16 protein-coding genes, 1 tRNA gene and 2 pseudogenes are annotated in these 24,679 nt (G+C 64.6%); 10 read left to right on the top strand and 9 right to left on the bottom strand.

The window, feature by feature from the left end; all coding sequences use genetic code 11:
* Nucleotides 1–1,354 precede the first annotated feature (1,354 nt).
* Nucleotides 1,355–1,720 carry a hypothetical protein gene (locus PBV52_RS50815; RefSeq protein WP_274249181.1) on the top strand — a complete coding sequence of 122 codons (366 nt, stop codon included), beginning with the start codon at nt 1,355–1,357 and terminating at the stop codon, nt 1,718–1,720.
* A 2,514-nt stretch (nt 1,721–4,234) separates the two neighbouring features.
* On the opposite strand, the gene PBV52_RS50810 is transcribed toward PBV52_RS50815, so the two are convergent.
* The 5 genes from PBV52_RS50810 to PBV52_RS50785 all read right to left on the bottom strand — a co-directional run bounded on the left by PBV52_RS50810 (nt 4,235) and on the right by PBV52_RS50785 (nt 13,697).
* Nucleotides 4,235–4,372 carry a hypothetical protein gene (locus tag PBV52_RS50810; protein ID WP_274249179.1) on the bottom strand — a complete coding sequence of 46 codons (138 nt, stop codon included), beginning with the start codon at nt 4,370–4,372 and terminating at the stop codon, nt 4,235–4,237.
* Nucleotides 4,373–7,949: 3,577 nt separating this feature from the next.
* Nucleotides 7,950–8,153, bottom strand: a complete 204-nt coding sequence (locus tag PBV52_RS50805; protein ID WP_274249177.1) for a hypothetical protein — start codon at nt 8,151–8,153, stop codon at nt 7,950–7,952.
* A 796-nt stretch (nt 8,154–8,949) separates the two neighbouring features.
* Nucleotides 8,950–9,222 (bottom strand): hypothetical protein, encoded by a 273-nt coding sequence (locus PBV52_RS50800; protein ID WP_274249175.1) that lies wholly within the window; start codon nt 9,220–9,222, stop codon nt 8,950–8,952.
* 1,479 nt (nt 9,223–10,701) lie between these two features.
* Nucleotides 10,702–13,128, bottom strand: a complete 2,427-nt coding sequence (locus PBV52_RS50795) for a DEAD/DEAH box helicase (protein WP_274236148.1) — start codon at nt 13,126–13,128, stop codon at nt 10,702–10,704.
* 495 nt (nt 13,129–13,623) lie between these two features.
* A tRNA-Met gene (locus PBV52_RS50785) sits at nt 13,624–13,697 on the bottom strand.
* Nucleotides 13,698–14,265: 568 nt separating this feature from the next.
* Between PBV52_RS50785 and PBV52_RS51985 the strand changes: the two are divergent.
* From PBV52_RS51985 to PBV52_RS50770, 3 genes and pseudogenes are all read left to right on the top strand, one after another.
* Nucleotides 14,266–15,173, top strand: a pseudogene (locus PBV52_RS51985) (DUF6192 family protein).
* Between the two features lie 2 nt (nt 15,174–15,175).
* Nucleotides 15,176–15,586 (top strand): RacP protein, encoded by a 411-nt coding sequence (locus tag PBV52_RS50775; RefSeq protein WP_274236149.1) that lies wholly within the window; start codon nt 15,176–15,178, stop codon nt 15,584–15,586.
* A gap of 22 nt (nt 15,587–15,608) precedes the next feature.
* Nucleotides 15,609–16,407: pseudogene (locus PBV52_RS50770) on the top strand (IS5 family transposase); the annotation flags it as partial.
* A 299-nt stretch (nt 16,408–16,706) separates the two neighbouring features.
* Here PBV52_RS50770 and PBV52_RS50765 read toward each other — a convergent pair.
* Both PBV52_RS50765 and PBV52_RS50760 read right to left on the bottom strand, forming a co-directional pair.
* Nucleotides 16,707–17,312, bottom strand: coding sequence for a dihydrofolate reductase family protein (locus tag PBV52_RS50765; protein ID WP_274236150.1), 606 nt, complete (start codon nt 17,310–17,312; stop codon nt 16,707–16,709).
* A 149-nt stretch (nt 17,313–17,461) separates the two neighbouring features.
* Nucleotides 17,462–17,938 carry an RES family NAD+ phosphorylase gene (locus PBV52_RS50760; protein WP_274236151.1) on the bottom strand — a complete coding sequence of 159 codons (477 nt, stop codon included), beginning with the start codon at nt 17,936–17,938 and terminating at the stop codon, nt 17,462–17,464.
* 381 nt (nt 17,939–18,319) lie between these two features.
* Here PBV52_RS50760 and PBV52_RS50755 point away from each other — a divergent pair, with 381 nt between their 5' ends.
* Nucleotides 18,320–19,030, top strand: a complete 711-nt coding sequence (locus PBV52_RS50755) for an SDR family oxidoreductase (protein ID WP_274236152.1) — start codon at nt 18,320–18,322, stop codon at nt 19,028–19,030.
* A 92-nt stretch (nt 19,031–19,122) separates the two neighbouring features.
* Here PBV52_RS50755 and PBV52_RS50750 read toward each other — a convergent pair whose 3' ends face one another.
* Nucleotides 19,123–19,725, bottom strand: a complete 603-nt coding sequence (locus tag PBV52_RS50750) for a hypothetical protein (RefSeq protein ID WP_274236153.1) — start codon at nt 19,723–19,725, stop codon at nt 19,123–19,125.
* A gap of 10 nt (nt 19,726–19,735) precedes the next feature.
* Here PBV52_RS50750 and PBV52_RS50745 point away from each other — a divergent pair, with 10 nt between their 5' ends.
* The 3 genes from PBV52_RS50745 to PBV52_RS50735 all read left to right on the top strand — a co-directional run bounded on the left by PBV52_RS50745 (nt 19,736) and on the right by PBV52_RS50735 (nt 22,112).
* On the top strand, nt 19,736–20,368 hold the full coding sequence (locus PBV52_RS50745) for a hypothetical protein (protein ID WP_274236154.1): 633 nt from the start codon (nt 19,736–19,738) through the stop codon (nt 20,366–20,368).
* 785 nt (nt 20,369–21,153) lie between these two features.
* On the top strand, nt 21,154–21,900 hold the full coding sequence (locus PBV52_RS50740; RefSeq protein WP_274236155.1) for a hypothetical protein: 747 nt from the start codon (nt 21,154–21,156) through the stop codon (nt 21,898–21,900).
* Nucleotides 21,867–22,112: a hypothetical protein gene (locus PBV52_RS50735; protein WP_274236156.1), complete on the top strand. Its 246-nt coding sequence runs from the start codon at nt 21,867–21,869 to the stop codon at nt 22,110–22,112. Before PBV52_RS50740 ends, PBV52_RS50735 begins: the two co-directional genes overlap by 34 nt.
* Nucleotides 22,113–22,871: 759 nt before the next feature.
* Here PBV52_RS50735 and PBV52_RS50730 read toward each other — a convergent pair.
* On the bottom strand, nt 22,872–23,045 hold the full coding sequence (locus PBV52_RS50730) for a hypothetical protein (protein ID WP_274236157.1): 174 nt from the start codon (nt 23,043–23,045) through the stop codon (nt 22,872–22,874).
* Between the two features lie 1,077 nt (nt 23,046–24,122).
* Between PBV52_RS50730 and PBV52_RS50725 the strand changes: the two genes are divergently transcribed.
* Both PBV52_RS50725 and PBV52_RS50720 read left to right on the top strand, forming a co-directional pair.
* Complete coding sequence (locus PBV52_RS50725; protein ID WP_274236158.1) at nt 24,123–24,272, top strand: hypothetical protein; 150 nt, start codon at nt 24,123–24,125, stop codon at nt 24,270–24,272.
* Nucleotides 24,273–24,385: 113 nt separating this feature from the next.
* The gene (locus PBV52_RS50720) at nt 24,386–24,628 is read left to right on the top strand and encodes a hypothetical protein (RefSeq protein ID WP_274236159.1); all 243 of its coding nucleotides are present in this window, start codon (nt 24,386–24,388) and stop codon (nt 24,626–24,628) included.
* Nucleotides 24,629–24,679: the final 51 nt, after the last annotated feature.

Here is a 24,679-nt window from a genome sequence, read left to right as displayed (position 1 = left end):
GCCACGTCCCTGCCATACTAACTGCTCAAATACAGCGACAGATGAGTAATCAGACATCAGGGTCGACACTACGATTACTACAGGCACACAGGATCATTCAGTAGTTTACGGAGCGAGCCAGGGGAGGCGAAGCGTTTTTGAGGGCGTTGTCTTCATGTTGGTCACAGCGCGCCGGGTGCTAACATCCCTGGATATTGCTGACGATGGATTGCCGAGGGCGTTCCGCGCAGCACGCTTCTTCGCTCCAGATAGCACGGTATCGCGTGATTAATCTCGGTGTTGAGGTAATTACGGCGGCTGCCAGTTGACGTCGCCGGTCGCGCTGGAGTTACGCCGTCTGTCGTCATGGAGGCGGCGCATCAGGGAAGACATCGGTCAGCTTTTAACTGCGTGTTCAGTGCATAACGCCAGCAGGGGACACAGGATTTGTGCGGCCCGATGAGGCCATGGTACTGGAAACTGCAGGCCTGGCATTGGTGATCAATGATCGGAGTGTCGTTGCTACCGCGATACCTGTGCTTGTCTGCCAGAGATTGAAACAAGGCCGGCGGTTGTCCACAGCTGGCTGTACCTGTTGCTCGCTGAGGCGGTCAGTGCGGTAACGTTACCGAGGTTGCCTGATTATGTACGGCAGGGGCAGCGGGCCACAAAGCCGGAGCGTTCGAAACCTGACAGAGCTGGGGCACCGATACAGTCTCCACAGCCGCAAACTCGCCGGGGAGAAGGCCACGAGTAGATGTTGCAGGCAGGCGTTTGTCGCCACGGGCGTACGGCGGCGAGGAAGGTACGTCGGGGGAAGGCCACCGAGTAATAAGCCTGCGGTGCGGTAGTCAGCCAACTCATACGCTGGTGATGGCGAGCTGCGTGAGGGGGAATGCGAGCCTTTGTTGCTGTCGGGGAGCTGCACGGTAATTGCGATGGCGAGGATGGCACGGATCCACAGGCGCTACGTCATCGATAGCGAGGATGCTTAGATAATCACATCGCGCGTTATTTACCGCTGGTGAAGCGGGGAAGTGCAAGGAGTCAGGCTGCGGGTGAGGCGTTCGTGTGGGTACGGCACCGCCGTAAAGTGGCATCTGAGGTGATGCCGCCTGCGCGATGCCGAAAGAGGGGGTTGCAGCTGGTAGCTTGCGAAGCGGTTGCAGCGCGTCATGCCAGGCCTGGTGGCCGGATATCGGCTGACGCCGATCCGTTGCTGAGTAGCGGCGCGATGAGGCCTGCCGTAGGTTACCGGTTTCAGGTAACAGGATTGATCGCGTTGCTTCGTATTACGCCACAGCCAGGTAGATTACAGACGCGCGAACAGCCACAGCAGCCGGTTCACGAGTAATGCTCGCCGAGTTCCGATACGATGCTGGGGCATGAGATCAATCGTATTGCGCTTCAAGTGCCTACCAGTTGCCGCGTACCGTTGTCGGGGACGCTGATAAAGAGTTTCAATATCGTGAAACATCTGAACGCAGAGCAGCAGGCAGGACGGAACGGTTCGAACGATTTGCGTGGCGGTAACGATAAGATCGATCAGGCTGGATCCTGGCCTGATGACGGTATCAATCCAGTTCAGATGGCGCCGCTGGTCGACACCTGCGCAGCCCGGTCTTCAGGTAGCCGGGACATCACCGGTACGTATCCGGCTGATGCCGTAGTTGTCGCGCCGGCGGCGCCCGGCGCGGGCAGCGTCCGGCTCAGGCGCTGCGCCGGCGCCAGCCAGCGTTGATCCAGCGCGCGACCAGCTAATGCTGGCGATGTTGGCAGGGCAAATGGCGATGGGCCCGCATAGTAACCGGTGACGAGGGCCGCTCGGCATTTCGAGCGCTCAACTACTGTAGCCACGGCGAATGTTTAGGTCTGGCGTTCCGGTGAAGTTTGAGTCGCCCGTGAGACATCGGTTCGTCGGTTGTTCGCCAGGGTTTGTGTTCACCGGTAATGACCGGCGGCGGCGTTTCGAGACACCCTGCCATTCAGCGGTATGGCTACCGGTTTCGTCGTCCAGTGAGAGCGGTGAGACTGGCGCGTAGTGCCCGCCGCCAGGCCGGCGACATGGTTTACGTTGCCGGACGGCGCTGTTGTTTACCGCCGCGTATTATGCGTCGACGCCGCCGATTCAGCTCGCAACAGGCACGCCGCCGGGGGACGCTATTCGGCCATGCCCTGTGCCGTTGCCAGGCGTGCAAGCCAGGGCGGAGCCCATCAAGCGAATATACGTTCCGTCCAGATGGGTAACTGCGTCGGCCGTATACATGCGGTGTTTGGTCGGTCAAAAGCAGGATTGCGTTGATAGCTCCGCGCCGATAAGACAGCCGCGGCGGCGATGGCCGGCGGCCTGCGGCAGCCGGCCGATGCCTGCGGATACCAGTGATGAACCAGCCATGCGCGGTCTCGGGGCCGCGGTCAGGCGATTGCACAGGAGTGCTTCTGGGAATCGATGAGGCAAATGGCGCTGATCGGCCTGCCACCATCTGTCTCTGCTGTTATCAGCTGGGAAGAGGTGATCTGGGGCTCAGTCGCGCTGGCGGGTAGTGAGCTGAAGGCCACGATGCGAGACGCTTGCGCGTTATCGTTCGTCGAATGAACGACCGCTGGTTCTTCGACATCCGCTGATATCGCTCGACGAAAACACGATGCGCGGATTAGCCACGGTATCATCGGCCCGGTCTGATCAGTCGCCGATTCGCCATGCGATGTCGCTCCGTCGCATCAAATTACAACAGTTGATCATCGCCATCCGGCGGCATTACACCGCGAACTGATTACTGTCGTTGCGCGATCTTCTGAAAGGACGCGTACATCGATATCTGAGAGGGTAGAATGGCCTGCGAATCATCGCCGGAGCCTGACGGACTCGTTTCCGCAATCATGGTAGCGACGGAAGGCCCAGACCATCAACGATCGTCTGGACATGACAGGTGCAGTTGACAGCGTACCATTTATTTACGGGCCGTTCAATATCTAACGGACGGTCTATGAAGAGAGTTGCTGTGGCGCTGCGGAGATACCGCCGAAGCGATTCATCTCCCGCTCGTACTGCGATCGAGTTGCTGCAGACGCAGTCGGTCAGTTTTCAGCTGAAGGAGGACGCCTGGAGCGGCTTCAGGCCAGTGCCGGACGACGTTTACACAGTGCCACACGCTGCCGTTCCAGCAGGTAAGAGCCGCGGTGTTACATTTATAACGGGCCGACTGGGTCCACGCGGCGGCGAGGGTTTGCCCAGGCCAGCGCGTGGCGGTTGTATGGCCCGAGCGCATTGTCTGCCAGATCAGGCTCGTCGAGACGTCGTCTGGCTGACGCCCAGTAGTGCCTTCGCCGCGTGTCTGTTGTACCACGTGGCCCTGAAGCACCATCACCAGTTCGATAAATGAAATCCAGGTGTTACCAGCCGGGGATCGCGGTACAACTATCGAGGCCGCTGCCCGGGGGACGATGGGGTATCGCAGCGGTTTGAGGTGGTCATACCTGGTACCCGTGGATTTAACGTCGACCGGACGGTCACAGGGCTGCCACTACCCGTATGGCTGGGGCCGACTGGCAGGCGAGGTGTTGCCACTCGTTATTTACGCGCCGTCAGCGCCGTGTTGTATGTAGTCATCGGCTGTGTCGACTGCCGACAGACGAACTGACGCGCGGGCCGTTTCCGTATCGCAGAGGAAGACATGACGAGGTCCCGGGCAGGTTTGGCAGCTGTGCGCGCCGCACGGCGAGGTGAAGACCGGCATCTGGCACGATGCGCGACTATCGATCATACCGGCGCATACGTACCACGGCGAATCAGCCTGCAGCTCAGGCTCCAGCGTTGCGTGTTTCGTTGCGACGGCCGCGCAGGGCAATGCAGGACGCAACGTTCAGCTGGGCAGCAGGCGAACTGGTAGCGCGTCACGTCATGATGAGGGCTCATTTCGCCGCACACGGCCACTGGTAGCTTCGGGCTGCGCCATTACGCCATGGCCCGGCCCAGCCCAGCTGGCAGCCTGCCGGCGCAAACGCTCGTCCTCGCACAGTAAAGGGCGTGTGTCTCGCCAGATTGATGTCGCGGCGGAGAAGGCCTCGAGGGTCGAAAGTACGTGGCATCCTGGATGGTGGATGGCGCCCGCGAGCTGGCGGTGAAAGATCAGCGACGCTTAATCCAGGATCTTCCAGGCCTCGATGCGTCCCGTCCCGGCGCAGCACCACGAAAGAGCCGCCGGCGCGCTGGTGATATGTTTGTCGCGTAAATGGGCCGCGGTTCTCCGCGCCTTCAAACGCCTTCAATGCGCCCATATTGCGCTGGATCGTTGCTCGGCCAGATATTTGTTTTAAAGGAAACGTCAACTTGGTTGAGCGATGATGAAACAGCCCAGGCCAGCACCAGCGGGCGGGGCTGCAGGTAGATCACATTGCATTAGAGACTGCCGGACAAGATCCGGCTTATAGTTCTGCAGACAGCAGAGCGACTCAAGCGCGCCTAATATCACATCGTACAGGTTACTGAATACAGTCATACAGGTTTCATTCCGTTCACCTGGGTTCCAGAGGAAAACCTTTCATGAGAACCTTATTTCTCGCTCCAATCACCCCGCAGCTGCCCGTTTTCAATGGTGTCGGCGGCGTTATCGCTCAGCTGCATCGTACGTCCTGCGGGTGATGCTCGAGTCTGCCGTGATGATCGCCGGTTCCGCCTTCCCAGCCGCCAGCATCGGCACCGGCGCTGAAGCTGACGCCGGATCAGGGCTCCGGGCGCGCACGCCGGGCTTCCGCAACAGCCAGCCAGCGAGGGGCATGCGAGGATCATCGATATCGAGTTAGAACCAGCAGTACGGCATCCCGGCAGAGCGCGACGCTGATCGCGGCGCACATCAGCTCCACCGCAGGCATTGACGGGCTCGATCAGACAGCAGAAATGGCGTCGGTAAATTGGCAGCGGCACGTACAGGTCATGTCGATAATGAGACAGGGTTTTCCTGACTGCTGGGTTGCGTTAACGCGAGGGCCGAGAACGTTCATAACGACCGCATCAGCGTATTAATTGTGCCGGTTACCAGCGGCGTCGGCTGCCCATTCAAATGATGACCGACCAGACCGCACGCTCGACGCCGATTCCGCTCGTACTGCCTGGCACGCGATAGATCAGATCCGTATTCACCACACGCCAGGCAACGCCATGGCGAGCGACGCAGCACCTCCCTCGCACTGATCCACGCCGTCGTCGAAATGTTCACTTCAATCAGATCATCGCCGAACGCGCCTGCTCGCCGGACTGACCGCATGTTAACATCCGGAACAATTTCGATGTACTACGTCTCGGCACGGATCGCTGGCGCCCTGAACTCTCGGCTGAATGTCAGACCAGTGCGGCATAAGCCGATACCGACTGCCGGGAAAGTGGCGATGCTCCTTCACCGGAAAACGACACGGGCAACTAACTGCTCGCTCTCGGCCGATCGCGCTACGCGGTCAGCCGTTGAACATGTCGCCCACCTGCTCAGCGATACCGGTTACGATACGCCCGGTAAATTACGATCAGCCGACAGCATAATGCAGCGTGTGCGACCTGCTCATTGATGGCGCAGCCAGACGACGTCTGCGGATTCCAGCCTGGCACTGATCCAGGAACTCGCTCGAGACCGTTTGTTCAGGGAAACAACGGCGTGGGATCATCGCCGCCGCGGATCATCACTGCATCAGTGACGCCGCAGTGATCGGTACTTCAATATTACGCGCGAGGGATCGACACATCCACTATAAATCCGGGCCTGGATCATTCGTCGGAGATCACCGGCGGAGTTCGAACGCCACAGCGCCGCATCGACGCCTCCCGCGTTTCAGCTCGGCTCTTCTACACGCGACGCATTGATTCCGTGCTGACGACGGGTCGATCAGCTCTTCATCATTACGTCGACGCCAGGAAATGATTTATACCGTTTGGGACAGATTAGCGTCAGCGAGCCGCATTGATCGCATCGAGGCCCGTAGATTAAAGCGAAGTTGATCATCGAACGAACTTTGCTGCTACCAGTTCCGGTTCGGGCCCGATCGAGCTTCACCGGTCATAGCGCCGACGTATCCGCCAAAGCCGCTATCACACATTACTTTTTCGGAAATGTAGTGCCGAGCAACGGGTCATCAGATCGAGGCATCGCGAGAGCGCAGCGATTTCGCCTGAATTTCAACAGGCGGCGCCGCATGGCTGGTCGGACGCAATCTCTGGCATGATGATCAGCGACGTAAGACAGATCTGCGCTCTTCGTCGAACGGTCAACCAGCGCCAGAGCTTGTTCCGCCGCCAGTGCCGAGATCTTCCAGGTCTCGCCGCCTGCCAGCTGCTCCGGGTACGAGGCAGCGATTAATGCCCAATACACGACATATCGCTGCCGGCGCATCACCAGCGGTTGCGGCACGCGCGCGGCGCATTCACCAGGCCGCAGCGGCGCTCCGTCGCGAGTACGCCGTTCAAGAGGTACCGATCATCGATGACTGGAGCGTCGAATCACGGCCAGGATTTAGGCGGGATTTCAGCCGCGAAGGGATGCGTACCGACCAGCATGTATCTATGTCTACTGATACGACTACCCGGCGGTTATCGTCCCGCGCTGCGCCTGCACACGAGATCCAGCGTCAACAGCACGGGCCACGAATTCCCCCGTCGACCACTTCTGGGGGAATGCCTGTTTCGACACTGAGGGATGAGCCCAGGCCTACGACAGTCGCCGTCGCCATCCAGCGCCATCGCGCCAGTACACACGCTCGCGTACGCATTTCTTCGATATCGCGATTCACCCGATGCTTATCCGGGCCGGCAGTGCCGCTCCGTTTATTCGATTTGCCGCAGCGTCATGGGCCTTCACTGATGGTCGATAGTGGCTCCCGGCGGGTTCAGTCATGATCACCTGTGAGGATCAACATGATATCGATGCCGTACCACTTCACCACCTCCTCGATGACACGCATCAGAGATTTATTGTTCTTCGCTGCATGGCTGGTGAGGCCGATGGGAGCGAATATACTGCTGCCGCAGGTGAGACCCGGATTGCTTCAGGCCCGAGCGTTATATGCTGGCGCGTCCGCTGCGGCGTTCTTCATCTCGATCGTACTAATGCTGCGCGGTGACGATGCCAACAACTATGCCATGAGCGAGCGAAGCCAGGAGATAGTATCTGTATACGTGGACTTATCGCTTCCGTCGATAACGATCACCGGGCCACGGAAGTATTAACGTACGATGACGGTTATCCGACGTTGCCCCGAGATGACACCGCAGTCGAGGTACCGCGTATCTCCGCCGCGCCAGCATCTGCGTCGCCGTCATCACGGCCGCCAGTCGCGCTCGCGGGGAAGCGCGGAGTTGAAGATCTAACAGGTTCGGTCTGCGTCGCGGCGCGGCGTGGAGACAGCTGCCCGGCTCAGTCGACACAGGCCATCAACCCACGACGCTGCTTTCTTCACAGAGATTTGCGCCAGCATCGATCATGATATTTACGGCATTTCGAGCCAGTCAGTCCCGATATAAGGCAACGACAAGATCACGAACCTTCAGCTCCTGATCAGGCGATTGCCCAAGCGATAAATTTTGTAAGTAGTGTCGGCTCAGACGACGGTGACTCGTATCGTTCATATGACTCGCGTGCGGCAACGCTAAATACGACGGCGACCATCACGAATTCATGGAAGGTTCCCGTACCGATTATAACGCCCTTCCCGCCAGCGATCTTGAACAAACAGTCGGAGGGCGGGGACGGCGGCAGTTCGACGGATCGGCGGCGCAGATCATTCAGAACTGTGTGACCCGGCGGATCAGGAATCATCGTCTGAACGGCGCGTGGAGAGCGGCCCATTTGCGGTGCCGGTGCTCGACGACGTGGCGCAGGGAGACGATCCGCGACGGGGATGGTCTTCGGGGTACGCGGAGTGCGGCAGGTCGGTTCAGCGGTTCGACTATCGGTATGTTCCAGGTATACAAGACGTTACTTCCTCGACTATGACGATGTCACTGACGGAGCTACGACGATGCGGATCCATTGTCGGGCTGGCGTAGACGGCAGTTTCTCCAGGATCTGTCTACCGTGGATCACCCCGGTGGCCTGCGATATCAGCGTCGACAACTGGTAGCCGTCGGCGCGGGTGTAGACCAGCGGCGGCCAGCCGTTGTCCGCGTTGCGGAACTGGTCGCTCAGCGGCATGCGCTGCCTGCACAGTATCTACCGGATACGTCTGGCCCAGGCAAAAGCGGCACGTTCCCAGTGGAGCGTGGCACGGCTATTGCTCCGCAGCTTTTCATTCTTCGTCCATAACGGGGATTGTCGACGCTGTCACGATCCATTTCGTGAAGGGTCGACCTGTTTGTGATACCGTCAGGCGTCGGCCAGGAAAGCCAGCATCAGTACGGCCGGTCAGGTCATGAACTTGTAGGTATCTCCGATCGTCCAGGAGTCGATGTAGCGAGCCGCGGGCGATGGGGCATCACACACGGGCGGCGTATTCCCGTCGATCGCCTGGTCATGCCTGTTTGAACAGGTACCAGCCGCTGCGTTTCGAGCCACGGCGCCGGCGGCTGGCGGCGGCATCTGACGTTCGAGGCCAGATCAGGGATCGCCCGATGCCTGCGGGTGCTTCTCCGCGGGTACAGCTCCGTCACCCGTTTCGAGTTCAGAGGAGAACCTCATCATTTACCGCGGCGGCTTCAGATCGAGCGGTCGCTCCATTTCACCCGGTGGATCCGCACGTATCGCGGCCGACGTTTATCAGAACGCCAGATTCCTGCCGTTGCGGCGACGAGCTCTATCTTCCAAAGATATCACGATTAACTGGATCTTCGTGACATCTCGATGAAGCAGGTCCTCCGCGATGATCTTCAGACGCTTTCTGGAAACGCCGTTTACGTTGCGGGATTCAATCACGTAGCGCCAGTACGATCATCAGTTTCAGTTCTTCATCACATCCGTAGCGTCAATGGCCAGAAATTTGCCTTCAGCAGGTTCAGTAGCCTGAAGAGGAAACGTCATCAATCAACGTACCGATCAGGCGTACTGACAGTGCCGTTTCAACCGGCGATGGACGCGGATGAGTATCAAATTTCAGGTAGCATGCGGTGGAGGCCGACGCCGCTGGACCGCATCGTTTGCGACGCGTGGCAGTGACATGATCAGCCCGCTGCAGCGGCCAGAAAGACAACGCCGACTGCTGATGCCTGCTGCTGGCGGTACGGTAGATAAGAAGAATCTTGCCATTCGCCGAGAGGGCCTGGCCCACGATCCGGGCCTCTCGCAGCCTGTTATTTGTTTATCTGCCCAGCCAGCGCCTGTTACTGGGTCGACGGGAATGGCTGAATGCCTCTGCCAGGACGCTTCGCGGCGATTTACCGTAAAGATACTTACGGCCGCATGAAATCAGATTAACCTCCGTCAGAGATTGCCAGTTCAGCTTCACGGCGATAATAAGATGCTTCTTCAGCGGTACACACGGGCTCAACGACGGTGATCATAGAACGATACCGCCACAATCAAAGCTATATAGATACATAATTTTCCGCATAGTCAGCCTGGAGGAAATCAACAGACCGTCAAGAAAGGCGTTAATGATAAATGCAGGCGCCTGACCCAAGTCGCGCAGTATAAAATGTTGCGACTGTCGCCGTTACTGCGCGAATACACTGCCTTCGCCGTCAGCCGATCACACCGCGGCGTTCGACATTGGTCACCGCTTCAGCAACGGAAAGCCAATCAGCGATTGCGCCAACGAGTTCGGCGATCTTCGCCCGGCCTGCGTGTTAATACGCCACGGTACAGCACTCCGGTTTACACTGGATCGCGCTGGCAGATAACGAACGATGACCCGGCCGAGCGCCACGCCATCGCCACACAGCCCAGGGCGTGTGGGAAGCCCACGGGCGCAGCTCAGCGCCTGCCGCGACAGCCTGGACGCGTCTCGTCATCATGGACTGCGCTATCACGTCAGCACATCTACTTACGCGCGAAGAATGACGGTAAACTCGGCCGACTGGTCAGCTCGCCCCCACATCACGACACAACTACCAGACACGATACTGGAAGCTACCGGTTTGCCCTGCACTTGCCATTCAAAGCCGATGGCGGGATCGTGCGGCGACGCTGGTATTGCCGACGCCGCCGACTTACCGCCAGCTGTCATCACTTTCTCCCTATTAACGATTGCACTATCTTCGCCGACATTCTGATTATCGTCCTTGGCGGCAGTTCAGCGCCCACATTCCACCAATTTCACCGCCGACGGCCAGCCGTTCACTATCGATTCTCCTCGGCACTTCTACGCTGGTTAAAACGAGAACATACAGCGACGCGCCGACGCTACGCGTCGGTTCAGCCCCCCGCTCCGCGGGGGGCTGGGCTCGGTCCCTCCGGGACCGGATCCGCTCCGCGGATCGAGTTGGGTCGTCGGTGCGGTGTCCCGATCGCTCCGCGATCGTGCCCCCTCCCCGACTTGCCTTGGCTTTTCAAGTCCAACATGACTGGGGTGCAGGTTAATTCGGCTAGCAGTAAGGGACCGACGGTCGTTGTTGTGCCTGACTAGATGTTTGGTGACGCCTCGTCAGTTAACGACCAGAACGTCGAGCCGTGCCAATCCTGTGTGCCGCTGCTTCCTTATCTCCAAAACTTTGGAGTATTCGAGTTCTGCCGCTCCCACGCATACCGGAGATGGGACCCGGGGCGCGCGAAACGAGGCTGCCGCCGCACTGAGCTCAGCGGCCAAACCTCAGCCGTTTGATGGCCCGATGGTGCCGGGAGCACGGACCAGATCGATGCCGTGCTCGGCAAGGGTAGCGGACACCAACTCTTCTTGCTCTGAGGGGAGTTGATCAGCGTTCAGCTTGGTGCGGACCTTGGCGAGCCAGGGACCAATCATGACACGGTCGCCGTCCACCTCGATCCACTCTCGGGCGCCGGGGGTGCGTCCCCACCGTGCCACGAAGAGCCCGAGGATCTCGGTGGTCTGCGCGAACGTGCGCCGCCGCGATGTGCTCGGCCTGCCCGTGGCGTGCTCTTGGTCCAGGAGGGCGCGGTCGGGGGTGATTCCCATGCGGGCGAGCAGGTCGCGCTGGCCGGGGTCGAGGTCGGGCCAGCTGGTGAACTGGCGGTGCAGCCATCTGCCCGCCTTCACTCCATGGATGACCGTGTCGCGGCGCAGCGTGCTGGGGTGGTTGCCGGCTTCCAGGTGGCGGCGCAGCAGATGGTACTTGCGATGCCAGTCGGGGCCGTAGGGGAGTTTCCAGTCTGGGTCGAGGGCTGTGAGCTGGTTGTCGCGGTCGGGGGTGAGGCGGTCCTTTCGGGCCAGGGCGCGCTGGTCGGCAAGGAACTGGCCGCCGGGTAGTTGGGTGGGGATGGCAAGGTGGCCGTGTTCGGCGTGGAAGGCCTCGACGGTGGCCAGGTGGCCCTGCCAGGTGGCCTCGTGGTCGTCCCAGATCATGCCGAGATCCTCGAGCTCGGCGATCCATGCCGGATCGAGGGCGCCTGCCTGGTAGGCGGTGCGCTGGCCGGTGATGAATTGCCCCAGCCGGTAGCCGTAAGCGTCCTCGTAGTCGGCGCTCACGCGCAGGTGGCTGTGTTCGCTTTGGTAGCGGATGGCGGCGGCTAGGCCGGCGCGGCGGGGGGCGGACAGGACGGCGCCGTGGGAGGGCCAGACGAGCAGGTCCAGGGCGCGGGCGATCGCGGTGGGGTCGAGGGTGTGGTCGAAGCGGAAGCGGCGGGTGATGTAGGTGTGGGAGTCGCGGGCGGGATGCTGGTTCTTGGCCCGGGGGGCGCGGGCAGCGATGGTCTGGTCGTGGTGGCGCAGGGCAGAGGTAACCAGCCAGAGGGCTTCGTAGGGGGTGCCGAGGAGGTCGGTGGGGTCGGCACCGGGCGGGATGTAGGCGGGGACAACGAGGCTGGCCGTCTTCGTCGTGACGGTGGGTGGTTTGCGTAGGGCGCGGCCCAGGGCCTGGATGATGCGGCGGACGCTGGCGGTGCGGTCGGCGAAGACGACGGCGTCGACGGCTGGCAGGTCGACCCCTTCGCCAAGGACCTTGGCGTTGGCCAGCACGGCCCGGTCGGCGTCGGTGAAGCGGGCAATGATGTCGGCGCGTCGGCGGGGGCTGTGGGTGCCGTCGATGGACTGCACGACGACGTCGTCCGCCCAGTCGGGGCGCAGTTCGTCGGGGAGGGTGCGCAGGGTGTGGGCGAACTGGCGAGCAAAGTCGGCGGCGTCGGCGATCTGCTGGAAGTAGACGAACACGTGCCGCAGGTCCTGCTCGCGCATGGCTTTGAGGATGGCCAAGTGCAGGGCGGTGGTGCGGCGCGCGGTGGGCCCGGCTTCCGGATCGGTGAGCGCAGTGTGCAGTTCAGTGTCGGTGATGGTAGGGACGACGAGCTGGTAGTCGGCCAGGACGCCGTCATCGATGGCGTCGGCGTGGGAGTAGGTGTGCAGGCGGGGGCCGAAGATCTGCGGCTGGTCCATGGTGGCCAGCAGGGCCGGGTCGTCCCAGGCCGGTGCTGTGGCGGCGGTGCGCTTGGGCTGCGCCCTGGTAGTGGGCGGCTCGGTCAGGCGTGGGGCTTCCCACACATACGGGGTGGCGGTGAGGTAGAGGCGGCGCTCGGCAGGGATGCGTTCGTTGTCGTGCAGCGCGGTCCAGTTCTTCTCCCAGGTGCCAGCCGTGGCGTGTGCTTCGTCCACGATCAGCAGGCCGAAGACGGGGGCGGGGAAGATCGCGGAGTGTTGGGCTTCTTCGATCTTGGACAGCGAGTCGTAGGTGAAGAAGACCGTTGCTTTGGGGTGGCGGGCGAGCCAGTATGCCAGGTACTCCCCCGCGTTGGCCGAGTCGACCTTGGCCTTGGCGAGGAGCGGGTGTGATTCGGCGCGCAGCGAGGAGACCGTGGTCATCGGCTCTTGGCGGCCGTCCGTGCGAGCCGCTGCCGCCCACTGCGCGACCAGGTCCAGGCTGGGCACTGCCACTGCCAGGTGTCGCACGCCAAGTTCTTCGGCGACGCGCAGTGCGAAGAGGGTCTTGCCGGTGCCGCAGGCCGAGACGGCGTGTCCGCGGGTGCGCGGGCGGCGCAGGTGGCGGATTGTGTTGGCGAGGCCCTCTTGTTGGTCGGTGCGCAGGACCAGACGCCCGGTGTGTTCTGTTGCGGTGGGACTGGCGGTCATCGCGCGGTTCCTCGGCATATGTGAGGGGCTGACTCGCGTTTATTCTCGCGTACGGAGGGGGTGTGGCGCAGTGTCTCTTGGTTGGCGGGGGGGCGCTGCGGGCCACGCGTTCCCCGTGATCTGCGTCGTTGGTTGTGGGTCATGGGCGATGGTGGCGGCTACGTTGCGCTGAGGAGAGCGCGAGTTGATCGCCGTGGGGCCTAGAGACGGCCGGTCTTCCTCTTCTTGATTGCGGGCGTTCCGATTGGTTGTGTTTTGTGGAGGTTGAGCTCTCTCCCCTTGATTTCATGCGGCCCGGCGTAGGGCTGTCTTGCGAGCCGTGGGCAGCCGCAGAAGGTCTGGCAGGGGCGTGCCGTGTTCGGCCCACCGGCGCAGCCGGTCCCGGTCGACCCAGTGCACCTGGCGGCAGGGCCTTCTGCCGGGCAGGAGGCAGACGTGGCTCGTGCCGGGAACGCGAAGAGGCCCGGATCGTGTAGATCCGGGCCTCTTCGGCAGTAGCGGGGACAGGATTTGAACCTGCGACCTCTGGGTTATGAGCCCAGCGAGCTACCGAGCTGCTCCACCCCGCGTCGGTATCCCCCACCGTACGCCATCCCAGCAGGCGCCGAAGACCGCCTTCCGGCGCAGGGCTCTGTGCGGCGAAGCCGACGTTGGTGACGTGCTCGTACTGGCCCCGCTGCGAGCCGAGGTCGACGATCGTGTCCTGCCACGCAGCGTCGAGGCTCTGGTGGTCGCCGGCCGCCCAGGAGCCGACGATGCGGTCCCAGCGGCGCACGTTCATCGTCCGGTACTCCACCACGCGCTGCAGCGGCTGCGGCACCTGGGACTGGTTGAGCGGGTGGATCTCCACTCGCGTCCCGCGTCCGTCGCGGTTGAGGCGCCTGAGGAGGTGGCGGGCGACGTTGTGACGGCGCACTGTCCGGTACGCCTGGTCGGTGCGTTCCAGGTTGGTCTTGGAGGGGCGGCGTTTGCCCTCCTGCCAGGCCTTCAGAACCCATCTTTGAACCTGCTGAAGGCAGAGCTCTGGCCATTGGTTGCTACGGATCTGGCGGTGGCGGGATTCTGCGGGGAGAGGCCTGGGCTTGGTGTCGGCGAAGGGAGCGCTGGCGTCCCGTGCTGCGAGGTGGGGTGGGTGTCATGCCCGCGAGCACAAAGGTCGGCAGCGTTTCCCGAGCGCGGTACGAGGAGATCATCGCGGAGGACCGCAAGCTCATCGAGGTCGATACGAAGATCCAGTTCAAGATCGGTGACCATGCTTTGGAGATAGAGCCGATGCGCCCGCACGGCGGCTCGCTCCCGGCGGCCGGGGAGGAACTGCTCGGGGTCCGCGAAACTCTGGAGATGTACGCCGAGGACATCGGCGTCCTCTACAACCAGGTGCGGATCACGCGGCAGACCTGCAGCAAGTGGCCCGCGAAGCACCGGGCCGCGGGTGTCTCGTTTGAGATCCACCGGATCCTGGAGAAGCTCGACGACCGCTTCGAGCGGATCACCAAGCCGCCGCAGCCCGTGATGGGGTTCCGCGCTGGACTCAGGATGCGGCGAAGCGGCAGGTCGGGTGGCAGGTGACCAGCCCGCAGAGCGCACAGGAGAAGGTCGAGGCGATCCACGATCTGGCCTCGGACGATCAGGTCGCCGCGCGGGTGGCCACCGGCTTCCTCCGCCGCCCCAACGTGGCCTTCAGGGCCGCGAGCGACGACACCGCCCGGCACCTGTTCAACAAGGCGCAGGCCGACCGGTGGCACGAGATCGACGAGAACACGCCGCCGCCCGGCCAGCCGGAGTGCCCCATCGCCCCGGTCGTGCGGCAGCTCGACCGCACCATCGACTTCCTGGACCTGATCGGGGCCTGCCACAAGTTCGTGGCCGCGACCGGCCGGCTGATGCCGCAGCTGCGCGGCCGGCGCCTGACCGACGACGAGCGGGAGCTGATCCACAAACAGGTCGACCGGGTCCACGCGACCTGCGAATGGATCGTGACGGCCGTCGACAGCGGCCACCTGGACATGGACGAGGAGCTGGAGAAGCTGCTGCGGGGCGAGTAGCCGTGCCACGCTCCCGCAAGAAGGGCGATGCCGCCCGCGGCTGGGCCAAGACGATCCGGCGGGTGCTGTTGCAGGCAAGGCCCGCCGGCCTGCACATGCCGCAGCTGATAGAGGCGACCGAACTCACCCGCAGCCAGGTCCGGTCCGGGCTGGCGATGCTGCGCGACATCATCGCGGACAACGGCTGGCCGCCGCTGGTCTACACCCGCGCCGACGGCTACCAGTTCACCATCGACGGCGATGTCCTGCAGGCCTACGAGGTCGGGGTGGTCCGCGAGGAGCTGACCGAGATCCGCAGGCTGATCACCGGCACCGTCACCCCGCACGCCGCCGCAGCCCCCGAGGACAAGTGGGTCCGCCACATCGTCGCCCGGCTCAACTCCGTCGAGTCCACCCTCGACCTCGTCGCATGAGGTCGAAGGGGGGATGGCCGGCATGCGGCAGCGCCGCTACCCCCTGGGACACCACCGATCTCGAATGGGTGCTGATCGAACCGCTGCTGTTGGTGCCGGCCTGCCGCACTCCCCGCGGCGGCCGCCCCGAGGCTCATCCCCGTCGCGAGATCGTCGATGCCCTGCGCCACGTCGTTGACACCGGCTGCAAATGGGCCGCTCTTCCGCAGGACTACGCGCCGTTCAAGACGGTGTTCGGCTTCTTCACCCGCTGGTCCGAGGCCGGGGTCTTCAACCTCATCCGCGACCAGCTGCGGCGCCGGGTCCGTACGTTCATGGGCATGTCCCCGCACGCCGTCGCCGTGGTGATCGACTCGCAGTCCGTCAAGGCCGCCGCCACCGTCCCCCGCGCCACCTCCGGCTATGACGCGGGCAAGAAGATCACTGGCGGGAAGAGACACATTGTCGTGGACCTGAAAGGCCTTCCGCTGTTCGTGATGGTCGCCCCTGCCGGCATGCACGACAGCGTTGCCGCACGCGAAGTCCTCTTCCCTCTCCGGCTGATGCACCCCGAAGTCACCGTCGTCTGGGCCGACCTCGCCTACGCGGGCACGCTCGTCGACCGGGCGAAATCCTTCCTGCACCTGACGATCAAGTCCGTGAGCAGGCCGAAAGGAGCGAAGGGGTTCGTGATCTTGCCGCGTGGGCGGGTGGTGGAGAGGTCGCCGGCGTGGTGGTTGCACGCACGCCGGAATGTCAGGGACTACGGGAGGCTGCCCGAGCACTCCGAAGCGATGCTCGCGCTCGCTGCGATCACTCTCATGACCCGTCGGCTGACCCGCGGCAGCGTTCACCCGGCCTCGGCCGTTCCCCGGCCCGTGCCGGCCGTCGCAGCAGCCTGAGCTGCCGGGTCTGTACGGTCAACGGTGGATCTTCGAAACGGAGTAACACCTGATGACGGACGTGACCGTGTCGGCTGAGGCCGCGACCGCCTCCGGGTGCGAAAGGAACCCTGTCTCCCTCAACCGCGCCACGACACGGACCGGGCGTCCTGGCGCTGGCCGTTCGCCCCCTGTTGGGTCTTGCTCCGCGCCCGCCGGCGCCGGCCTGGCGGCCGTCCAGACCGGCGGACGGGGCGACGTCACGCAGGGACGCCGAGCGGCGGGTGCTCGAGCACGCGGGGCTTGTACTCGACCAGCTGGATGCGGCCGTCGAAGGTGCGGTGCTCGATCATCTCGAGGGCAACGTCCGGATAGCCGTCGTAGATGCGTTCTTCGCCCGTGGCCCCGGTGATCACCGGGAACATCACGACCCGGAAGCGGTCGACGAGTCCGGCCCGTAGCAGGGACCGGCACAGGCTGAGGCTGCCGATCGTGCTGAGGAGCCCCGAGCCACTCGACTTCATGGCGCGGACCGCCTCGACGGCGTCGTCGCGGACGAGCGTGGAGTTGGCCCACGTCAGTGGCTCCTCGAGTGAGGAGGAGAACACCACCTTGGACGCTTGCGTGAGCTCGTCGACGGACGCCTCTTCTTCGGGCCTGAACTCGTCTTGGCCATCCGGGACCTCGCCTGCGGCGAAGCCCGACATCAGGCGGTAGGTGTTCGCTCCCATCAGGTAGGTGGCCTCGGGCTGCTCACCGAGCCATGCGAGGTACTCCGGGCCCTCGAGGCCCCAGAAACCGGGCCATCCCTCTCCCGATGCGTGGCCATCGAGGGAGGTGATGAAGTCGACGAGAAGCTCCGACATGGCGGTGTCCTTTCCTAGGTGTCATGAGCTTGGACCCGCCGGGAGCCACAAACTCATCGGCCGCGCTGTGGAGTAACGAGAAAACCCATGACGCTGCAGCCGATCAGGTCGGCGGAGCGGCACTGCTTCGCAGGGCCCGGAGGGTTGGTTCAAAGATGGGTTCTCAGTGCGCGCCGCAGGTGTGCGCGGTCGGTGTCGAAGATCGTGGGGACGAGCTCCGGGCGGGTGAAGTCGACCACCGTGCAGGGGCGGGTGGTTTCGAATGCGGCGTAGGTGACGAGCGTGGTGTCGTCGCTGGCGTGCCGGGCGACTTCCTGGATGGCGGTGGCGGGGCTGTCGGCTCCGTAGAAGAGAGGGATGCCTGCTGGGCTCATCCGATCGGGGTGTCGGGCCTGGACAGGCGACGCGGTTCCCAGGAGGTGTGCGGACCAGTGCTGTTGGGGAGTCTCGTGGGCCCGTGCGCGCCACAGGCGGTGCCCGGCCGGGATCTCGTGTACGAGGCCTGCCTGGGGGATGAGGCCACCGGGGGTGTCGAGGATGGCTGCGGCGGGGATCTCGCCGCCATCGAGATAGGCCTCGTCCTTGTCGGATGGTGCCAGCCAGAACACATGCCTGGTTCGGTACATCACTTCGCGGCTGAAGCGCATCCACCCGTCGAGCAGCGCTTCGTCCTGGCGGGTTCGATGAAATGGCGCTCCACCCCCACGTCATCGTGTCGGGCCGCCTCGCGGACGGCGTACTCGTTGACGAGGTCGCCGCCGTCCCAGTGCTGGACGGGTCGCCGCCGCTTTTCGCGCACCTTTGGTGCCTTTGGTGCCTTTTTTGGAATGCTCGCGCACAGGCTGGTGCGCCGGAACATGCGCGGTGCCGGGAGAGACGCTGGTGACTGTGTCGGTGTGGTGGGGTTCCTGGGCGGCTGTCAGCCTGCCGTCTGGCCCTTCCGTTGCCAAGGCAGTCATCTGTGCGCTGGGGGTGGCGGGTTGGCTCCTGGCGCTGGAGCGGAAGGCGTGGGAGAGGACTGGGAGATCCTCTCAGCACTGGCGGTGCAGGCCGACGTGGCACGGTCGAAGGACAAGCTCACCGAACTGGCCGAGCGCCTTGAGGGCCGGCACGCCGTGAACATCCAGGTGATCGCGGCCGACCTGGCCGTCCCCGGAGCCGGCGGACATCTGGCCGCAGACATCACGCACCGGGGACTGGCCATCGATGTCCTCATCAACAACGCGGGCTCCGCCATGCACGGACGCTTCGTCGACGCGGACCAGTCCCGCGCCGCCGAGCAGATCGCGCTCAACGCGGGCGCGGTAGGTGACCTGACCGGGCGCTTCCTGCCCGCGATGGTCAAGCGCGGACGCGGCGCAGTGATCAATGTCGCCTCCACCGCAGGGTTCCAGCCGGATCCGTACATGGCGGTCCAGGGAGCCACCAAGGCGTTCGTCCTCTCCTATTCAGAGGCGCTGTGGGCAAAAAACACGGGCGACAGGTGTGGACGTCCTGGCCCTGTGCCCCGGTGCGACCGAGACACCGTTCCTCGATGTCGTGGGTACCGACTCGGCGTCAGCCGGCAAGCGCCAGACACCACAGCAAGTCGTCAGCACGGCACTGCGCGCATTGCGCCGGCGTCGGCGTCGGCCCTCGGTCGTCAGCGGCCGCGCGAACGCACTCTTGGCCAGACTTCCCGGACTGCTTCCCCAGTCGGTGACAGTCCGCATCAGTGAGCGCGCTTTGCGCCCTGGTCCCGCACATTGACCTGAACGGGTCGGAGCCAACTCGCAGCGCCCGGTCCGCGGCACACCCTCAATCGGGCGCCCTATTCCTGGCGTTGCAGGCCGGGGAAGCGACGGATGAGTTCTTGTGCTTCTGCTGCGGCCGGCCCCTGCGACGCCGCGGCACGATGCACCAGCGGGGCGATTTCCCGCCTGCGGTTCTTCTTTCTGAGCGCGGTATCCCATGCGGCGACGGCGCCGGAGGGCAGTTGGCGGACGGCCTGACCGGCGAGTCCGGGAGCGTGTCTGCCGCAGGCTTGGAGCCACCTGGAGAGGCCTTCGAACGGGTCGGTGCAGCTCGAGGCAAGTCCCGCAGTGAATCCGGGGAGGTTGGCCTCGGCGAGTTCGGCCGCAACCTGGGCGTCGTGGGCGGCGATGCGTTCCAGGATGGTGGCCGCAGTCCCCCAGTGCTGGTCCTGCAGGGCGAGGTTGAGGGGCAGACCGCGGCGCAGCAGCCGGATGGTCATCGCAGGATGCACGTAGGCGAGGAGAGGATCGATGCCGGCGAATCGCGACTCGTAGCGTTCGAGGAGTGCTCGCGCTTCGGCCGGCCGGTGTTCGTTGAGGACCTCTACCGCGTACAGGTGGTTCTGGGCCGGCGTCGGCAGGCTGTGCTCGAGTTCCGCTGCGAGCACGTCGGTGTCCATACGACGGACGATGCGCTCGGCGCTCGGCGCTCGGCGGATCGGCTTCCTTGACGAACTCGACGAAGGAGGGGAAGTTCTGCCAGGTCCGGTCGGCGCGGGGGCGCGACAGCGTGTCGGCGAACCGTTCGGGGTCGAGCGTGCGCACGAAGGTCCTGGCCAGTCGGCGGGCCACCGGGTCCGGCGTGTGGCGGCCGCGCAGGAACGGTGGGGCGAATCCGAGGAGGAATGCCCAGGTCTGGAAGATCTTCTGGGACTCGACGGGGAGGTTGCGCGATACCTGTGCGGCGAGGTGGGGGATCAACTGCTCGAACACGGCACGTCCGAGGTCGCGTGCTGTGCAGGCCAAGGTGTTGAGGAGTTCATCGATGGCCTCGATGCCTGCGGGAGGTTCGGCGGCCAGTGCGTGGAAGGCGCTGGGATCGTAGGCGTTGCCGACGTGTTCGATGAGCGGCTTTCCGCCGGCCTGCGTGATCCTTTCCACGGCATGGGTGGTGGAGTAGATGTGCGGCCATCCCCCTTCGGGGATCAGCCGGGCGAGTGCGTGTGCGTCCGCGTCGGTCAGCAGTTGCTCGGTGAAGGCCCGCTCGTCGCTGGACAGCGTGTTGATCAGGTCGCCGATGGCCCACCCCGTTTTCCGGGGTGACGTGGTGCACCCCTTCGCGGAGCCTGCTGTGATGCTCGCGGATCAGGTCGAGGCAGTCGTCCTGGTCCGGGACCAGGAGGTGCTCAAGGAGCTGGGCGGCCATCGCTGTCTCGGCTCCGGCCGGCGTGGCACGTGCTCGTTCGGCCAGAGCACGGATGCGTGCACGGGTCAGCACGCCGTGCCGGCGAAGGACCCATCGCGTTTCATGCCAGAGATTGCGTCCGACCAGCCATGCGGCGCCGCGCAGTGGTGTGTGGGGTGAGTCCAGGGCGAGGCGGAAGAGTGCCGCTGCGCTCTCACGGTCTGCCTCGATCTGGTGGTCAGCCAGGACCGCTCGGGCTTGCGGTCTCCAGCGGGGAGCGGGGGCGGACGAGGGCGGCGGGTGCTCGGTGGCGGACACGATCGGCGCTACCGTGACGCGCTGCACGGGCGTGTGGCGGAACTCCGGCGGGTGGAGCATCCACTTGATCAGGGCCCAGGCGGACCTGAGGTGTGCGCAGCGCAGGACTGGGTCGTTCTGGGTGGTCAGCCGCTTGTCCTGCAGGGTACGCAGGCCTCGGTCGATCCAGTGGCGGTCGCGGCCGAATGCGTGCGCACAGGGCTCGAGGTCGTCGGCTGTCACACCGGCGTCGACGCCGGCGACCTGGGCGATGGCGAGTGCCAGAAGGAGCAGGTCGGCCCGGTCGTGGTGGCGCAGGTCGAGTGCGTCGCGCTCGGTGCGGCGCCAGCCGCCGGTGAGTGTGTAGAAGAAGAGCCAGGCCGAGCCTTGTGTGGAGGCTTCGTCGATGCGGCTCGTGAAGCGGTTCGTCACCGAGTTGGTCTCCGACGGAGTCGTCCAGAGCCCGGACCTTGGGCAGGATGTGGTCCGTTCCCTCGCGCATGGCGCGGGTGAGGGTGCCGATCGCTGCGGCGTCGCTGATGCGGCAGGTGGTGATCCCGCCGGCGACGTGGTCCACGCCGACGACGAGGACCAGTTGGTCTTCGGTGGCGGTCTCGGCGAGTTCACGGATCAGGTCTGCGGGCAGGTCCTGGGCGTCGTCAATGAGCAGTGCTTTGCGGTGCGGGTAGCCGGCGAGGTCGGCTGTCCACTGCCGCGGGTCACCCCTGCGGGCGTCGTCGCGCAGCCGGAGCACTTCGTAGCCGTCCTTGAGCAGGTCGCTCAGGGCCTGGTAGGCGGTGATGGACTTGCCGCAGCCGCTGTCCCCGTTGAGGACGACCGCGTGATCGCGGCGGAGCGCGTCAGTGAGGAGGGCGACTTCCGTCAGCCGGGGGCAGGCGTCGACGTCGGAGGGACCGAGACGTTCTCCGGCCAGGGCGTGGCCGATGTCGTTTTTCCCGGTGAAGGGGAGCACGTGCCACGCCGATGCGGCTTCCCGGCGCCGGACGTCGTCGGCGAGGGCGGGCAGGGCGGTGTCGGCCGTGGAGGGGATGTCGTCGTCGCCGGATACTCGGGGCCGATGCGGCAGACACGCCACCCCTGGTCGAGCGGTGCGATGAGTTGGTCGACGACGACACGGTCTCGCTCCGAGTAGCCGACGATGAGGAGGGTTCCGGGGTGATCCGCAACCAGGTGACGGACCCGGTCCGTGAGGTCAGGGATGAGAGTGCCGGGCAGGTGCGGAAGCATCCAGGGCTGTTCCGGATGAGCGGCATCACCGTGCGGCTTGAACAGGATCCCGACGGGGATATCGGTCCCGTACCGACGGCGGTAGGCGGACTCGAGGGCGGTGTCCCAGTTGAGTGAGACGACACATTCGATGACACCGGCGTGGATCAGTGCGGCAAGGGCCTCATGGGCGGCGGACGGCTGCGCGCTGCGGTGGCGGTCGAGGTTGGCCATCTCCTCCTGAAAGCGTTGCCTGGCCGGTGTGGAGCTCTCGACGGCGCGCCATGCGGGATCCCCGTGGGCGGCATCGTCCCCGACCAGCAGCTTTGTTGGTGCATCGCGCGTGCCGAGTTCGGCGGCGAGGGCGCCGCGAGCGGCAGGATCGGCGTCGAGAGCGTCCCACAGCAGTGCGGTCAGACCGGGGCTGGTCGGGTATCGGGCCGAGATGGACAGCCGGCGCCGACGACTGCGACGACACCGAGCCCGAACCGGCTGAGCAACTGTGCAATGCGGTCTGCGTTCTCCGTGTTCATCGGCCCGCCACGGATGCCGACGTGCAGCGCACTGGCTTGCTGCGGAATGGGAAAGCCCGCATGCGCTCATTATCGGCCATGGCACTGACAACACGTGCCGCTGCCACCCCCGGGAGCACACCGGTACCGGCTGCCGTAGTGCAGTCGAACCCCGCGTGTCACGCACATGCGTGGGAGCTGGTGAACGGCGCCGCCTGTCTGCCGTCCGTACTGCACCACGCCGGCCTGCCGGGGTGCATGCTGCCGGGATCGGGCCGGTGGACCGACTCCCTTTCGGCAGCAGGCCGCAGGCATTGGTCGGTCGCATGCCCCTCGCGGTGGTTGTGCGGGCCCGGCGTGCACGCCGGGCCCGCACAGTCCGGCGTCAGCTCGAGCGCGGGACTGCGATCTTGGCGGCGAGAGTGAACCCGGAACCAGCGATCGTCACGGCGGTTCCGAGGGCCTCGAGCTCGCCCGGCATCACCAGCAGGACGGCGATGGCGCCGAGCAGGGCGACTATGGCGATCAGCACCGCCGACACCGCATTGGAAACGGGCAACTGCGCGACAGCAGCGGGGGGTTGTTCAAGGCCCGAGGGCTCTAAGGGGGTTCGAGTCTGGGACACGCGGTTCCTCATGAAGGTTTTCCTCTCGGGTCAGCCCAGGTGAGACGGGTGGGGCGCCGAAGTATGCGGTAGCAGCCGCATATTCGTGTTCCGAGAGATGCCCTGTCGCCTTTGTGTCAGAACGTGGCTCCGGGGCAAGGCGCCTTTATGCAGGAGGTCGCTCTCACGCATCCTGCGGGGCGAACCTACGCATGCGGCCTCGCCGGATCTTGATCCGGCGAGGCCGCATGCGTCTTGGGTCCTGCTGCTACAGGGCCCCTGCGGGCCTGCTGCTACACGCCCGCTGGTTGTTTGGCCGTTGTCTCACCTGGGCTGACAGGAAAACGAGGACCAAGTTTCGCCAACTCAACCAAGTTGGCGACCAACTCTATACTGTTTATCCCCGCTTTGAAGCGACTCGTAACCTCTGGCCGAGCAACTCCCCGTGAAGGGGTCCGAAGCGCGCGGCCATCGGAGGCTGCGACCGGGCGGGCACCGGGGCCGCGGAGGAGCCGCGGGGCGCAGACAGCATCCCGACCATGTCCCGCCTGCGCCGCAGCCCTGTGCACGTGGTCCGCTCTCCCCCAGCACGCCGAGTACGCCCACCGGCGCGCCTGCCCCCCCCTGACACTGGCTCTGCTCTTTCGGGTGGTACGGCCGCCCGACCAGCCGAGGACGGGACACGTCAGGAACGCAGAACTCTGGGTCGCCTTCGCTACCGGCTTCATCGCTCTGATCGCACTGCCCACCAGCTCCGCCGGCGCCGCCAAAGCCCGCATCAAGACCATCGAGGACACCTACATCGCACGCTGCCGGCAGATCCTCGACCACCTCCCCCGCCGAGGCCCTCGTCGCCGCGGCCGGCACAGCGTGCACCGGGGAAGAACTCAAGGCCGCACGCCTGTACTTGCGGCTGTGCGAGGACGAGCTGGAGCTGCGCCAGCTGGAGCTGCGCCAGCTGGGCTGGGCCGGGGCCGCACGACCTGGCAGCAATGGCGCCCCGGCATCCAAGCCCAGCTCAACCAGTGGCCCGTGGCAGCCGAATGGGCCCTCATCCGCGACGGCCGGCACGCACCCCACCAGTTCACCCTGCTGCCCCAGCTGGACGGTGTTGCCGACCACGACCCCTGCCGGCCCCGCCCCTGCGCCGGCCGCGTCACCCGCCGATGGCGCGGACTGTGAGAGCACACCGACGCCGTGGCTGAGGCCACAGACACACACAGGGAGAAGCTGGTGCAGCCTCTTCGGCGCCATCGGGGACGGCAGCCGCGGCCCGTGCCACTACGGTGTCGGTCATGAAGTCGCGCATCGTGCAGATCGTGCGGTGGAGCACCCCGCAGCCGCAGCTCGCCGACACCGTGTGCAGCGCACACGGTGCCAAGACCTGCACCCGGGACCTCGTCGCTGATGTCTTCCTCTGCGATGCAGGCAGCCCGCGCATCCACTGGACCGTCTGTCAGCAGTGGCTCGACCACGAACCCGACGTGGCCCCATACGAGGCTGCACGGCGCGACCCCGGCCGGGAGGATCCCCGGTAGGCCCGGCGCGGCTCAGCGGGTGGCTTGCCTCGCCTGCCGGTCGGACATCGA

Source organism: Streptomyces sp. T12, assembly GCF_028736035.1.
Lineage (GTDB): Bacteria > Actinomycetota > Actinomycetes > Streptomycetales > Streptomycetaceae > Streptomyces.
The sequence above is the reverse complement of the archived record's forward strand: the minus strand, read 5'-3'. Positions and strand labels throughout refer to the sequence as shown.

Coding starts and splice junctions, on each gene's coding strand:
- PBV52_RS50815 (WP_274249181.1), top strand. CDS start 1,355: ATGCTGGGGCATGAGATCAATCGTATTGCGCTTCAAGTGCCTACCAGT.
- PBV52_RS50805 (WP_274249177.1), bottom strand. CDS start 8,153: ATGCCGCTGAGCGACCAGTTCCGCAACGCGGACAACGGCTGGCCGCCG.
- PBV52_RS50795 (WP_274236148.1), bottom strand. CDS start 13,128: ATGACCGCCAGTCCCACCGCAACAGAACACACCGGGCGTCTGGTCCTG.
- PBV52_RS50765 (WP_274236150.1), bottom strand. CDS start 17,312: ATGTCGGAGCTTCTCGTCGACTTCATCACCTCCCTCGATGGCCACGCA.
- PBV52_RS50760 (WP_274236151.1), bottom strand. CDS start 17,938: ATGTACCGAACCAGGCATGTGTTCTGGCTGGCACCATCCGACAAGGAC.
- PBV52_RS50750 (WP_274236153.1), bottom strand. CDS start 19,725: ATGGACACCGACGTGCTCGCAGCGGAACTCGAGCACAGCCTGCCGACG.
- PBV52_RS50745 (WP_274236154.1), top strand. CDS start 19,736: ATGCGCTCGGCGCTCGGCGCTCGGCGGATCGGCTTCCTTGACGAACTC.
- PBV52_RS50740 (WP_274236155.1), top strand. CDS start 21,154: ATGCGGCTCGTGAAGCGGTTCGTCACCGAGTTGGTCTCCGACGGAGTC.
- PBV52_RS50720 (WP_274236159.1), top strand. CDS start 24,386: ATGAAGTCGCGCATCGTGCAGATCGTGCGGTGGAGCACCCCGCAGCCG.